The sequence below is a fragment of the Accumulibacter sp. genome (genome assembly GCF_023806625.1).
Classification (GTDB): Bacteria; Pseudomonadota; Gammaproteobacteria; order Burkholderiales; family Rhodocyclaceae; genus Accumulibacter.
In genome coordinates, this window is sequence record NZ_JAMTDX010000102.1 from 32,215 (window position 1) to 45,190 (window position 12,976).

Below are 12,976 nucleotides of genomic sequence, written 5' to 3' on the forward strand. Positions count from 1 at the left end.
CCGCCCGGGCGTCCACCGGGCGAGCCCTGCATGCGGCCGCAAGCGGCAGGGGAAGCAGTCGAAACGACTCCCGCGCGGCGTTCGCCCATACGCTGCAGTATCGTTGTTTTCATTGCTTTTGAACTCCGCTATGCTGCGCGAACGTCGAGGAGACGAGAGAACACGAACCTCTGGAGGAAACATGTTTCAGGTCCGGATACACGGTCGCGGAGGCCAGGGCGTGGTGACGGCCGCCGAGATGTTGTCGATTGCTGCGTTCGAGGAAGGCCGCCACGCTCAGGCCTTTCCGAGTTTCGGTTCGGAGCGCACCGGGGCCCCGGTGGTGGCCTTCTGCCGAATTTCCGACGCCGAGATTCGCCTGCGCGAGCCGATCATGGAACCCGACGCGCTGATCATCCAGGATCCTACTCTGCTCTATCAGGTCGATGTCTTCGCCGGCCTGAAAAAGGGTGGCTACATCCTGATCAACACCAGTCGCAGTTTCGACGAACTCGGGATCGGAGATTACGTCCGCGACTGGCCGAGGGAAAGGCTCTGCACCGTTCCGGGCACCGACCTCGGACGCAAGCACGTCGGCCGCCCGATGCCCAACGTTCCGCTGCTCGGAGGCTTTGCCGCGGCTTCCGGGATCATCCGGCTCGAATCGGTGATCGAGGCGATCAACACCAAGTTCTCGGACAAGGTGGCCACCGGCAACATCGCTGCAGCGACCGAGGCGTATCAGTTCGTGGTCCGCGAAATTGCCGACGCGCGCCACCAGGAGACTGCACATGCTTAAACAGACCGAAGGTTCCCACGCGGTCGCCGAGGCGGTCGCGCTGTGCCGTCCCGAGGTGATCTGCGCCTATCCGATTTCGCCGCAGACGCACATCGTCGAGGGGCTCGGCGAGATGGTCAAGGCCGGGGAGATCGCCAACTGCGAGTTCATCAACGTCGAATCGGAGTTCGCGGCGATGAGCGTGTCGATCGGTTCCTCGGCAGCCGGAGCCCGGACCTACACGGCGACCGCCTCCCAGGGCCTGCTGTTCATGGTCGAAGCGGTCTATAACGCCTCCGGCCTGGGCTTGCCGATCGTCATGACCGTCGCCAACCGCGCAATCGGTGCGCCGATCAACATCTGGAACGACCACTCCGATTCACTGTCGCAACGCGACTGCGGCTGGATCCAGCTGTTCGCCGAGACCAACCAGGAGGCGCTCGACCTGCACATCCAGGCGTTCAAGCTCGCCGAGGAAGTCAGCCTGCCGGTGATGGTGTGCATGGACGGCTTCATCCTGACGCACGCCTACGAACGCGTCGACGTACCGACTCAGGAGCAGGTCGATGCGTTCCTGCCCCCGTACGAGCCGCGCCAGGTGCTCGACCCGCGCGAACCGGTCTCGATCGGCGCGATGGTCGGCCCGGAAGCCTTCGCCGAAGTCCGCTACCTCGCTCACGCCAAGCAGATGCAGGCCCTCGAACGGATCCCGCAGATGGCCGAGCAGTTCAAGGCGATCTTCGGGCGCGACAGTGGAGGACTGACCCACTCCTATCTGACCGAAGACGCCGAGACGATCGTCGTGGCGATGGGTTCGGTGCTCGGGACGATCAAGGACACCGTGGACGAGATGCGCAGCGAGGGAACGCGCATCGGCGTGCTCGGCATCACGTCGTACCGCCCCTTCCCGCTCGACAACGTCCGCGCGGAGCTGAAACGGGCCCATCGCGTCGTCGTGCTCGAGAAGAGCCTCGCCGTGGGTATAGGCGGCATCCTGTCCACCGACGTGCGCATGGCCGTATCGGGGCTCGGTCTGCGCGGCCACACGGTCGTTGCCGGGCTCGGCGGGCGCGCGATCACTCGCCGGTCGCTGCGCGAACTGTTCAGCAAGGGGGTCCGCGGCGAGCTCGGGCACCTGACCTTCCTGGATCTCGACTGGAACGTCGTCAACAAGCAGCTCGAGCGCGAGCGGACCAAGCGGCGTTCGGGCCCCGCAGCCGAAAGCATGCTGCGTGACGTGGGCGTCATTGCCGCCCGAATTGGCTGAGGAGGATCACGATGAGCATCCAGCCCGTTCACTTTTACCAGACCGGCACCTTCACCGTCGGCAACCGCCTGCTCGCGCCCGAGGAGCGTAGCGTCCAGGCGAACATGCAGCGCACCAACTCGCTGAACTCGGGGCACCGCGCGTGCCAGGGTTGTGGCGAGGCGCTCGGCGCTCGCTATGCGATCGACGCGGCGATGAACGCCGCCCGCGGACGCCTGATCGCCGCCAACGCCACCGGCTGCCTCGAGGTCTTCTCGACGCCGTATCCCGAAACCTCGTGGCAAATCCCGTGGATTCACTCGCTGTTCGGCAACACCGCCGCGGTGGCCAGCGGCATCGCTGCAGCGATCAAGGTCAAGCGCCAGAAGGGTCAGGCCGACGACGTGCGGGTCGTCGCCCAGGGTGGCGACGGCGGAACGACCGACATCGGTTTCGGCTGTCTTTCGGGGATGTTCGAGCGCAACGACGACGTGCTCTACATCTGTTACGACAACGGCGGCTACATGAATACCGGCGTCCAGCGCAGCTCGGCGACACCCCCGGCGGCACGCACGGCGACGACGATGCCCGTTGGCCCCGAGCCCGGCAACGTCTTCGGTCAGGGCAAGTTCGTTCCGGCGATCGCCATGGCCCACGAAATCCCCTACGTCGCGACGGCGACCGTTGCCGACCTTCGCGACCTCGAAAACAAGGTCACCAAGGCGATGGGCATGCGCGGCGCGCGCTACATCCATATCCTCGTGCCTTGCCCGCTCGGCTGGGGCGCGGCTTCACACGATACGATCCGGCTGGCGAGGCTGGCCAAGGAAACCGGGATCTTCCCGGTCTTCGAGGCCGAGCACGGTGATGTCACCGGCGTGCTCAAGATCCGCCGGCCGCAGCCCGTCGAGGAGTACCTCAAGCTGCAGAAGCGCTACGCGCACCTGTTCGGGAAGAAGCCGGCCGTGGAGACGATCGCCCGCCTGCAGGCGCTGGCGGACAAGAACATCCGCAAGTACGGATTGCTCGACCGGGAGGCGAACTGATGGACAAACCCTTTGCAATCACCCTGGATCCCGGCTCGTCGCTGGCCAACCGGACAGGCTCCTGGCGGACTTCACGGCCGGTCTATGTCGACCGCCTGCCGCCCTGCAACAGCCAGTGTCCGGCCGGCGAAGACATCCAGGGCTGGCTGTTCCATGCCGAGTCGGGAGACTACGAGAGTGCCTGGCGGCACCTGACCAGGGACAACCCCTTCCCGGCGATCATGGGCCGGGTCTGTTACCACACCTGTGAGAACGCCTGCAATCGGGGGCGGCTCGACGAACCGGTCGGGATCAACTCGGTCGAGCGCTTCCTCGGCGACGAGGCGCTCAAGCGCGGCTGGAAGCTGAGTCCTCCGGCCAGCGACAGCGGCAAGCACGTGCTGATCGTCGGGGCCGGTCCGTCGGGAATGTCGGCGGCGTACCACCTGCGCCGGCTCGGGCACCAGGTCACCGTTCATGAAGCCGGACCCCTGCTCGGCGGCATGATGCGCTTCGGGATTCCCAAGTATCGGCTGCCGCGCGACGTGCTCGAGGCCGAGATGCAGCGCGTCGCCGACCTCGGCGTCCGGGTCGTCCTGAACACCAAGGTCGAGAACATTCTCGAAACGATGCACGCGGGAGCCTTCGACGCGGCCTTCCTGGCCGTCGGCGCGCACATCGGCAAGCGGGCGATGATCCCGGCGGGCGACGCAGCGCGGATCATCGACGCGATCTCGCTGCTGCGCAGCATGGAGGGCGAGGAGAAGCCGCTGCTCGGCCGGCGTGTCGTCGTCTACGGTGGCGGGAACACGGCGATCGACGTGGCGCGTACGGCGAAGCGGATGGGCGCCGAACCGCTGATCGTCTACCGCCGCACCCGCGAGAAGATGCCGGCGCACGACTTCGAGGTCGAAGAGGCGCTCCAGGAAGGCGTGATGGTCAAGTGGCTGTCGACGATCAAACAGGCCGGAGAGTCGTCGCTGACCATCGAGAAGATGGCTCTCGACAGCAAGGGCTTCCCGCAGCCGACCGGCGAGTTCGAAACCATCGAGGCCGACTCGCTGGTTCTCGCACTGGGACAGGACGTCGACCTCCGGCTGCTCGAAGGGGTTCCGGGCCTCGAGGTCAGCGATGGCGTCGTCCAGGTCGACGGCAACATGATGACCGGCCACGCGGGCATCTTTGCCGGCGGCGACATGGTCCCCGCCCAGCGCAACGTGACCGTGGCCATCGGCCACGGCAAGAAGGCCGCGCGCAACATCGACGCCTGGCTCAGGGGCGAGCAGTATGTCCCGCCACCGAAGCACGAGGTGGCCGTCTTCGAGAATCTGAATACCTGGTACTACGCCGACGCACCCAAGACGGTGCGGCCGATGCTCGACATCATCCGCCGGCAGTCGACCTTCGACGAAGTACAGGGCGGACTCGACGAGAGCAACGCATTGTTCGAGGCACGCCGCTGTCTTTCCTGCGGCAACTGTTTCGAGTGCGACAACTGCTACGGGGTCTGTCCCGACAACGCGGTGATCAAGCTCGGTCCCGGCAAGCGCTTCGAGTTCAACTACGACTACTGCAAGGGCTGCGGCATGTGTGTCGCCGAATGCCCGTGCGGCGCGATCCGGATGGAGGCCGAGGAGATCTGAGTTCCACGTCGCAGCGGCGCGTCGGAGGGCGTCGCCGGCCTGCAGCGCAATAGCATCCTGGCCCGGCGGACCAGTCCGGGTCATCACGTCTTGGGACACTTCGCGCAATCTGCCCGAAGTGTCCCGCCCTTGTTTACCGACCCGCGAGGTATCTATGTCCACTGAAACGAAGAACGTGTATGTATTTGGCGCCGCCCGAACCGACGGCGACGCGACGATGAAGAACCTCCTCGGCGGCAAGGGGGCCAACCTTGCCGAAATGTGCCGCCTGGGGATCCTCGTGCCGCCGGGGTTCACGATCAGTACCGAGGTCTGCGCCGTCTACAGCGAGCAGGGTCCGGACGCCGTGATCGGGCTGATCGAAGCCGACGTCCGCGCCGGAATAGCCTTCGTCGAACAGGAAATGGGCAAGAAGTTTGGCGACCCCTCGGACCCGCTGCTGCTCTCGGTGCGCTCGGGTTCGCGCGCCTCGATGCCCGGAATGATGGACACCATCCTCAACCTCGGACTCAACGACGAAGCCGTCGCCGGCCTGGCCCGCAAGGCCAACAACGAGCGCTTCGCCTGGGATTCGTACCGGCGATTCGTGCAGATGTACGGCGACGTGGTCATGGGCCTCAAGCCGGTCTCGAAGGAAGAACACGACCCCTTCGAGGTGGTCATCGACATGGTCAAGGAAAAGAAGGGGGTGCAGCTCGACACCGACCTCGACACCAACGACCTCAAGGAACTGGTCACCCGCTTCAAGGGGCTGATCCGCGCCCGCGTCGGACGCGAGTTCCCGATCGACCCCTGGGAGCAGCTCTGGGGCGCGATCATGGCCGTTTTCCAGAGCTGGAACAACGACCGGGCACGAGTCTATCGCGAACTCAACGACATCCCGGAGTCGTGGGGAACGGCGGTCAACGTCCAGGCGATGGTCTTCGGCAACCTCGGCGACAACAGCGGCACGGGCGTCGCCTTCACGCGCGACGCCGGCACCGGTGAAGACCTGTTCAACGGCGAATTTCTCATCAACGCACAGGGCGAGGACGTCGTCGCCGGAATTCGCACTCCGCAGCAGGTCACCCTCGAGGGATCGCGCCGCTGGGCACAACTGGCGATGGTCAGCGAGGACATCCGGCGCAGCAAGTTCCCCTCGCTCGAGGAACTGATGCCGGCGATCTACCAGCAACTGCTGCAGGCCGAGACGAAGCTCGAGCGTCACTACAAGGACATGCAGGACGTCGAGTTCACGATCCAGGAAGGCCGCCTGTGGATGCTCCAGACGCGCAACGGCAAGCGCACCGGTGCGGCGATGGTGCGCATCGCGATGGAGATGCTCAAGCAGGGAATCATCGACGAGAAGGAAGCGCTGCGCCGGGTCAACCCTGAGCGCCTCAACGAGCTGCTGCACCCGGTCTTCGACCCCGCCGCAGTGAAGGGCGCGCGGGTCATCGCCCACGGGCTGCCGGCATCGCCGGGCGCGGCCACCGGGCAGATCGTCTTTTTCGCCGACGAAGCAGAAGAATGGGTCAGGAAGGGCCGGACGGTGATCCTCGTCCGTCAGGAAACCTCGCCCGAAGACCTGCGCGGGATGAACGTCGCCAGGGGGATCCTGACCGCGCGTGGCGGCATGACCTCGCACGCCGCGGTCGTCGCTCGCGGCATGGGCAAGTGCTGCGTTTCGGGTGCCGGAGCCGTGCACGTCGACTACCATGCGCGGACGATGTCGGTCGGCGGCCAGATCTACAAGGAAGGCGACTGGATCTCGCTCGACGGATCGACCGGCGATGTCTATGAAGGCCAGGTGCCGACCAAGGAAGCCGAGCTGACCGGCGACTTTGGCGCGCTGATGGAACTCGCCGATCGCCACAAGCGGCTTGGCGTCCGGGCCAACGCCGACACCCCCGAAGACGCCAAGGCGGCGCGCAATTTCGGCGCCAAGGGAATCGGCCTGTGTCGCACCGAACACATGTTCTTCGAGGGTGACCGGATCAAGGCGGTACGCGAGATGATCCTCGCCGAGGACGAGGCCGGCCGCCGGCGTGCGCTGGCCAAGCTGCTGCCGATGCAACGCGGCGACTTCGAGGGCCTTTTCCGCGAAATGAGCGGCCTGCCGGTGACCATCCGTCTGCTCGACCCGCCGCTGCACGAGTTCGTCCCGCACGACGAGGAAAACCAGCGGATCATGGCCCACGAGATGAACGTGCCACTGGCGGTGATCAAGATGCGTGTCGACGATCTCCACGAATTCAATCCGATGATGGGCCACCGGGGCTGCCGCCTGGGCATCACCTACCCGGAGATCACCGAGATGCAGACGCGGGCGATCATCGAGGCCGGCCTGAACATGAAGGCCAAGGGTTACGACGTCAAGGCCGAGATCATGATCCCGCTGGTCGGCACGGTGCGCGAGTTCAACGCTCAGGCGAAGGTGATCCGGCGCACCGCCGAAGCGGTCTTCGCCGAGCGCGGCGAGAAGCTCGACTACCTGCTCGGGACGATGATCGAGACCCCGCGCGCCGCACTGGTCGCCGACAGCATCGGCAGCCAGGCCGAGTTCTTCTCGTTCGGCACCAACGACCTGACCCAGATGACCATGGGCTTCTCGCGCGACGACGCCGGCAAGTTCCTGCCGAGCTACCTCAAGGACGGCATGTACGAGCGCGATCCCTTCCAGTCGATCGACCAGAAAGGCGTCGGCATCCTCGTCCGCATGGCCGTCGACAAGGGCCGTTCGGTGCGCCCGGGAATCAAGCTCGGAGTCTGCGGCGAACACGGCGGCGATCCTGCGTCGGTAGACTTCTTCCATCGCGTCGGCCTCGACTACGTCAGCTGCTCGCCGTTCCGCGTGCCGATCGCGCGGCTCGCCGCGGCGCAGGCGGCGATCGACAACCCGAGCTGAGCCTCACCTGAAGCGACGGGCACCCCACGACGGGGTGCCCGTTTGCGCCTGTAGAGGCCGACAATCCCGATCGTCCAGACTCCGGTGAAGTTCCGCGTCCTTGCTGATGATGGTATGGCTCGTCTGGGCCGGCTCGACCTCGCCCATGGCACCGTGGACACGCCGGCGTTCATGCCGGTCGGTACCTACGGAACGGTCAAGGCGATGAGTCCGCGCGACCTCGCCGAAGTCGGCGCGCAGATCTGCCTCGGCAATGCCTTCCACCTCTGGCTGCGGCCCGGGCTGACCACCGTCGCCGCCCATGGCGGGCTGCACCGGCTGATGGGCTGGAACCGTCCGATCCTCACCGACTCGGGCGGATTTCAGGTCTTCTCGCTCGGCGCGCTGCGCAGGATCAGCGAGGAAGGGGTCCGCTTCCAGTCACCGGTCAACGGCGATCGAATGCTCCTGACCCCCGAGGAATCGATGCGCATCCAGCGTGTCCTGGACTCGGACATCGTGATGATCTTCGACGAGTGCACGCCGTACCCGGCGACACCGGCCGCGACCGCCGACTCGATGCGCCTCTCGCTGCGCTGGGCGAAGCGTTCACGGGCCGAACACGACCAACTGGGTAATCCGAACGCCCTGTTCGGCATCGTCCAGGGCGGAATGTTCGAGGATCTGCGCGACGAGTCGCTGGCCGGACTGATCGACATCGGTTTCGACGGCTATGCGATCGGCGGCCTCTCGGTCGGCGAGCCGAAGCACGAAATGGCGCGGATTCTCGCGCACACGACGCCCCGCCTGCCCGCCGACCGGCCGCGCTACCTGATGGGAGTCGGCACGCCGGAGGACCTCGTCGCTGCGGTCGAGCAGGGAATCGACCTGTTCGACTGCGTGCTGCCGACGCGCAACGCGCGCAACGGCCACTTCTTCACCCGTCACGGCGACGTGCGCATCCGCAACGCCCGCTACCGGAACGACCTGCAGCCGCTCGACGAGGATTGCAGTTGCTACACCTGCCGGCACTTCACCCGCGCCTACCTCCACCACCTGCAGCGCGTCGGCGAAATCCTCGGCGCCCATCTCGGCACGCTGCACAACCTCCATTACTACCAGACGCTGATGCGCGAAATGCGCGCGGCGATCGCCGACGGCCAGCTGCCAGCGATGATCGAGCGTTTCCATTTCGAGCGCTCGGCCGGCGGCGCGGCCGGCAGCGTCGCTGCACACGGCGTCTGACGGGATACCGCAGTTTCAGAGGGCAGCCCCGTCCGCCCAGGCAAAAGGCCGGCGGAGCCGGATCACCCAGAGGTCGTCGCTCCTGCTGACCAGTTCACCACGCATGGCGACTTCCTCGGCCAACCCGGCGGGCGTGAGCACGACGGCGTAGACCTCGCGAAGCCGGTGCGGCGCCGCGACCTCGAGATCCGACAGCAAGCTGTCGACCTCGTTGGCGACGAGCCTCCGGGGAACCTTCCGCTGCCATATGTAGAGCGGCCGGTAATCGGGTCTGACGACGATCGAGTGCTGCGACTCGACGGCTGGAAGCGTCGCGACGAAGGTACCGGGGCGCAACGAGGCAAGCGACGCGACGTGCCAGAGCCGCGTTTGCACCGGCGCCGCACCGTACTGGCGAGCACTCGTGTCGACCATGACGACGACCACGCTGCCAGCGGGAACCCTGCCGATATCGCGGACCACGGCCTGCATGCGCTCTTCGAAGCGAAGAAAGTCGCGGGCCGTCTCGCTCGCCTGCCAGCCCAGCAAGGCGAGCAGGACACCGAGCAGAGCGGCCTCTCTCCGGATGCTGACGAAAGAGACGACCAAGGAAGCGAGACCGAGCAAGGCGATGGCCAGCGGAAGCCGAGGGGACAGGTAATAACCCTCGCCGATGCTCTCCGGAGCGGCGATGAACACCGCACTGGCCAGGCCAAGTGCGGGAATCGTCCAGCGATGGATCGTGACCCGTGCCAGCAGGAGCACCAGGACGAGGTAAAGACCCAGACCAAGCAGGACGATTCCCGGCGAGACGGCGCCAGAGTCGATGAAGTTGAATACCTGGCGGGCCTTGTGCAGCAGCAACTGCTCGTTGCGCCAGACGACCACCTGTCCTGACTGGTGAATGAAGAACAACTGCCAGAGCACTGGAGGCACAAGCGCCACGATGACGCGCAGGAAGTCCGCAAGTGGACGGCGAAGCGAACGCTGTTCCCAGGCCACCGCTGCCTCGAGCGCGACCAGAGCCAGCGCGAAAACGGCAAAGGCGACGAGATGGGTGAAGTAGATGACCACGGCGATGATGGTCGCCACCGGTACCGACCGCAGGGGAGAGCCCCCGCGAACCCTGAGCCAGACGGCGAGTCCCCAGAGCGCAAGCCCGAGACCGAGAAGGTAGCTCAGGAAACCCATCTGGAGAACGAAGTTATAAACGAGGGCACAGGCAACCATGGGCCCGAGCGGAGAAGACTCCCTGCCGGACAGTGCCCTGTGCAGGGCGAACGGAGCCGTGACCAGGACGAGGACCGTCAGCAGCACGAATAGCCAGCCAGCGGTCTCGATGGGCCAGAGGCGATAGAGACCGCCAATGATCAGTTCGGCGCCGAGGTTCGGCGATGTCCGGTCGTTGAGTTCGTAGAATTCCGCGTAACTGGCGAGGTCGGCGGCAATCGCGATACGCACGATGTGCGTGTAGTAGTCGAGAAACGGCGGGTACCGCACGGCCAATACGGGAACGAAGGCGACGAGCACCGCGAGCAGCGAGAATGCGCTGCGCAGTAGCCGGAGTTTCTGGCCATACTCCCCTGTCCGAACGGTCGCCATGGCTTGCCTGCGATGAAGTTTGCACGCGGCCCGTCCAGCGAAGCGGCCGCACAGCGGCGATGGCCCCCCCGGGCCAATGTCGGGACACGCGGCCAGCCGCGCTCCTCGACGGCCACCATATTACGCGCACACGAAGGAATTCCTGCACTGCCGGCTCCGCTTCATCTTCCCTGGCAAGCTGCCCGACGGGTAACCGGCCAACAGCATGCGGCAGGCGTACCAGCGGTAGTGTTACAATCGCCCGCTTGTTGACCACAGCCTGAGCCAGGAGACTGTCGTGCTGATCAGTACCGCATACGCCCAGACGGCGACCACCGACCCGACCAGCGGCTTGATGCAGTTGCTGCCGATCGTTCTGATGTTCGTCGTCCTCTATTTCCTGATGATTCGTCCGCAGATGAAGCGGCAGAAGGAACACAAGGCGCTCGTCGAAGCGCTCGCCAAGGGGGACGAAGTGATCACCGGCGGCGGCATCGCCGGGCGGATCACCAAGGTCGGAGACACGTTCATCGGTCTCGAAGTTGCCGACGCCGTCGAGATCCACGTCCAGAGGCAGGCCGTCCAGGTGGTCCTGCCCAAGGGCACGCTGAGATCGCTCTGACCGTCCTGCCGGACGGCCCGCCGTCCGGCGCCGTCCGCACGCCCCCTGCCACCCCGACCCCATGAACCGCTACCCGCTCTGGAAGTACGTCACCGTCGCCGTCGCGCTCTTCGTCGGCCTGATCTATACGTTGCCGAACTTTTTCGGCGAGTCGCCTGCGGTGCAGGTGTCGAGCGCCAAGGCGACGATCCGGATCGACGAAAAGACCCGCGAGCGGGTGATCGGCGCTCTCGAAGCTGTGGGAATCGAAAACAGCGGCGTCTTCCTCGATACCAACGGCGTCAAGGTGCGCCTGCGCACGGCCGACGCGCAGATCCAGGCCCGGGACGTGCTCGAGAGGCAGTTCAATCCCGATCCATCGGACGCGCAGTACGTCGTCGCCCTGAACCTGCTGTCGAGTTCGCCCCGCTGGCTGACCAGCCTGCGCGCGCTGCCGATGTATCTCGGCCTCGATCTTCGCGGCGGCGTCCACTTCCTGCTCCAGGTCGACATGAAGGGAGCGGTGACGAAGCGTCTCGACGCCGTCGGCGGCGACCTGCGGACGCTGCTGCGCGACAAGAACGTCCGTCACGCCGGAATCAGCCGTGAAGGTGAGCGCCTCGTCATCCGCTTCCGGGATGCCGACACGCGCAGCCGGGCGCGTACGGTAGTCGAGGACAACCAGTCCGACCTGCTGCTCGCCGAGCAGGGCGAAGGCGATGAACTGCGTCTCGTCGCCACGCTCAGACCCGAGGCGATCAAGCGGCTCCAGGAATTCGCGATCAAGCAGAACATGACGACGCTGCACAACCGGATCAACGAGCTCGGTGTCGCCGAGCCGGTGATCGCCCAGCAGGGCGGCGACCGGATCGTCGTGCAATTGCCGGGCGTCCAGGATACGGCCAAGGCGAAGGACATTCTCGGGCGTACGGCGACGCTCGAAATCCGCATGGTCGATGATACGCCGGGCGCACTCGAAGCCGCGCAGGCCGGCCAGCCTCCTTTCGGCACCGAACTCTACGTCGAGCGCGGGGGCCTGCCGCTGCTGGTCAGGAAGCAGGTCGTGCTGACCGGTGACCGCCTGACCGACGCCCAGCCAGGTTTCGACAACCAGACGCACGAACCGGCCGTCCATCTGACGCTCGATTCGGCCGGCGCACGCATCTTCAAGGACGTCACGCGGGACAACGTCGGCAAGCGGATGGCCATCCTGCTGATCGAGAAGGGCAAGGGCGAAGTGGTCACCGCGCCGGTCATCCGCACCGAGATCGGCGGGGGCCGCGTGCAGATCTCGGGCCGGATGAGTACCGTCGAAGCCAACGACGTCGCCCTGCTGCTGCGCGCCGGGTCGCTCGCCGCCCCGATGGAGATCATCGAGGAGCGAACGATCGGGCCGAGCCTCGGTGCGGAGAACATCCGCAAGGGCTTCCAGTCGACGATGTGGGGCTTCGCCGCGATCGCCGCGTTCATGATCGCCTACTATGCCTTGTTCGGTCTCGTCTCGGTGATGGCCCTGGCCTCCAACCTGCTGTTCCTGGTCGCGCTTCTGTCGCTGCTCCAGGCGACACTGACACTGCCGGGAATCGCCGCGATCGCCCTCACGCTGGGCATGGCGATCGACGCGAACGTGCTGATCAACGAACGGATTCGCGAAGAGCTGCGCAACGGATCGACTCCCCACGCAGCGATCCACACTGGCTACGAGCGGGCCTTCGGCACGATTCTCGATTCGAACATCACGACCCTGATCGCCGGCATCGCGCTGCTCGTCTTCGGCTCGGGCCCGGTGCGCGGCTTCGCAGTCGTGCACTGCCTCGGCATCCTGACATCGCTCTTCTCTGCGGTCGTCGTCTCGCGAGCGATGATCAACCTGATCTACGGCCGCCGGCGGAAGCTCGAGTCGCTGGCCATCGGTCAGGTCTGGAAGCCGGGCAACACCGGCGCTCCAGCGGTCCGATGAGCGACCGGCGAGAGACCGGCGCGAGCCGACCGGTCGCACAATAGATTCGTGTTCAACGTCTGAGGGACAGCAG

The 12,976-nt window shown here is 65.8% G+C and carries 9 protein-coding genes; 8 read left to right on the forward strand and 1 reads right to left on the reverse strand.

The window, feature by feature from the left end; translation table 11 throughout:
* The first annotated feature begins 181 nt into the window (after positions 1-181).
* The 6 genes from NFW05_RS16450 to tgt all read left to right on the forward strand — a co-directional run bounded on the left by NFW05_RS16450 (position 182) and on the right by tgt (position 8,782).
* On the forward strand, positions 182-778 hold the full coding sequence (locus tag NFW05_RS16450) for a 2-oxoacid:acceptor oxidoreductase family protein (RefSeq protein ID WP_295309450.1): 597 nt from the start codon (positions 182-184) through the stop codon (positions 776-778).
* On the forward strand, positions 771-2,024 hold the full coding sequence (gene porA / locus NFW05_RS16455) for a pyruvate ferredoxin oxidoreductase (protein WP_295309452.1): 1,254 nt from the start codon (positions 771-773) through the stop codon (positions 2,022-2,024). Before NFW05_RS16450 ends, porA begins: the two co-directional genes overlap by 8 nt.
* Before the next feature lie 11 nt (positions 2,025-2,035).
* On the forward strand, positions 2,036-3,049 hold the full coding sequence (locus tag NFW05_RS16460) for a thiamine pyrophosphate-dependent enzyme (RefSeq protein ID WP_295309455.1): 1,014 nt from the start codon (positions 2,036-2,038) through the stop codon (positions 3,047-3,049).
* Complete coding sequence (locus NFW05_RS16465; RefSeq protein ID WP_295309458.1) at positions 3,049-4,671, forward strand: NAD(P)-binding protein; 1,623 nt, start codon at positions 3,049-3,051, stop codon at positions 4,669-4,671. Before NFW05_RS16460 ends, NFW05_RS16465 begins: the two co-directional genes overlap by 1 nt.
* 154 nt (positions 4,672-4,825) lie before the next feature.
* A complete protein-coding gene (gene ppdK / locus NFW05_RS16470; RefSeq protein ID WP_295309461.1) occupies positions 4,826-7,558 on the forward strand; it encodes a pyruvate, phosphate dikinase in 2,733 nt (910 codons plus the stop codon).
* Positions 7,559-7,642: 84 nt separating this feature from the next.
* Positions 7,643-8,782: a tRNA guanosine(34) transglycosylase Tgt gene (tgt, locus tag NFW05_RS16475; RefSeq protein ID WP_295309464.1), complete on the forward strand. Its 1,140-nt coding sequence runs from the start codon at positions 7,643-7,645 to the stop codon at positions 8,780-8,782.
* A gap of 15 nt (positions 8,783-8,797) precedes the next feature.
* Here tgt and NFW05_RS16480 read toward each other — a convergent pair whose 3' ends face one another.
* On the reverse strand, positions 8,798-10,363 hold the full coding sequence (locus tag NFW05_RS16480) for a hypothetical protein (RefSeq protein ID WP_295309468.1): 1,566 nt from the start codon (positions 10,361-10,363) through the stop codon (positions 8,798-8,800).
* A gap of 277 nt (positions 10,364-10,640) precedes the next feature.
* On the opposite strand from NFW05_RS16480, the gene yajC reads away from it, so the two are divergent.
* Positions 10,641-10,964: a preprotein translocase subunit YajC gene (gene yajC / locus NFW05_RS16485; protein WP_295309476.1), complete on the forward strand. Its 324-nt coding sequence runs from the start codon at positions 10,641-10,643 to the stop codon at positions 10,962-10,964.
* Positions 10,965-11,025: 61 nt separating this feature from the next.
* Positions 11,026-12,903 carry a protein translocase subunit SecD gene (secD, locus tag NFW05_RS16490; protein ID WP_295309486.1) on the forward strand — a complete coding sequence of 626 codons (1,878 nt, stop codon included), beginning with the start codon at positions 11,026-11,028 and terminating at the stop codon, positions 12,901-12,903.
* The last annotated feature ends 73 nt before the right edge of the window (positions 12,904-12,976 follow it).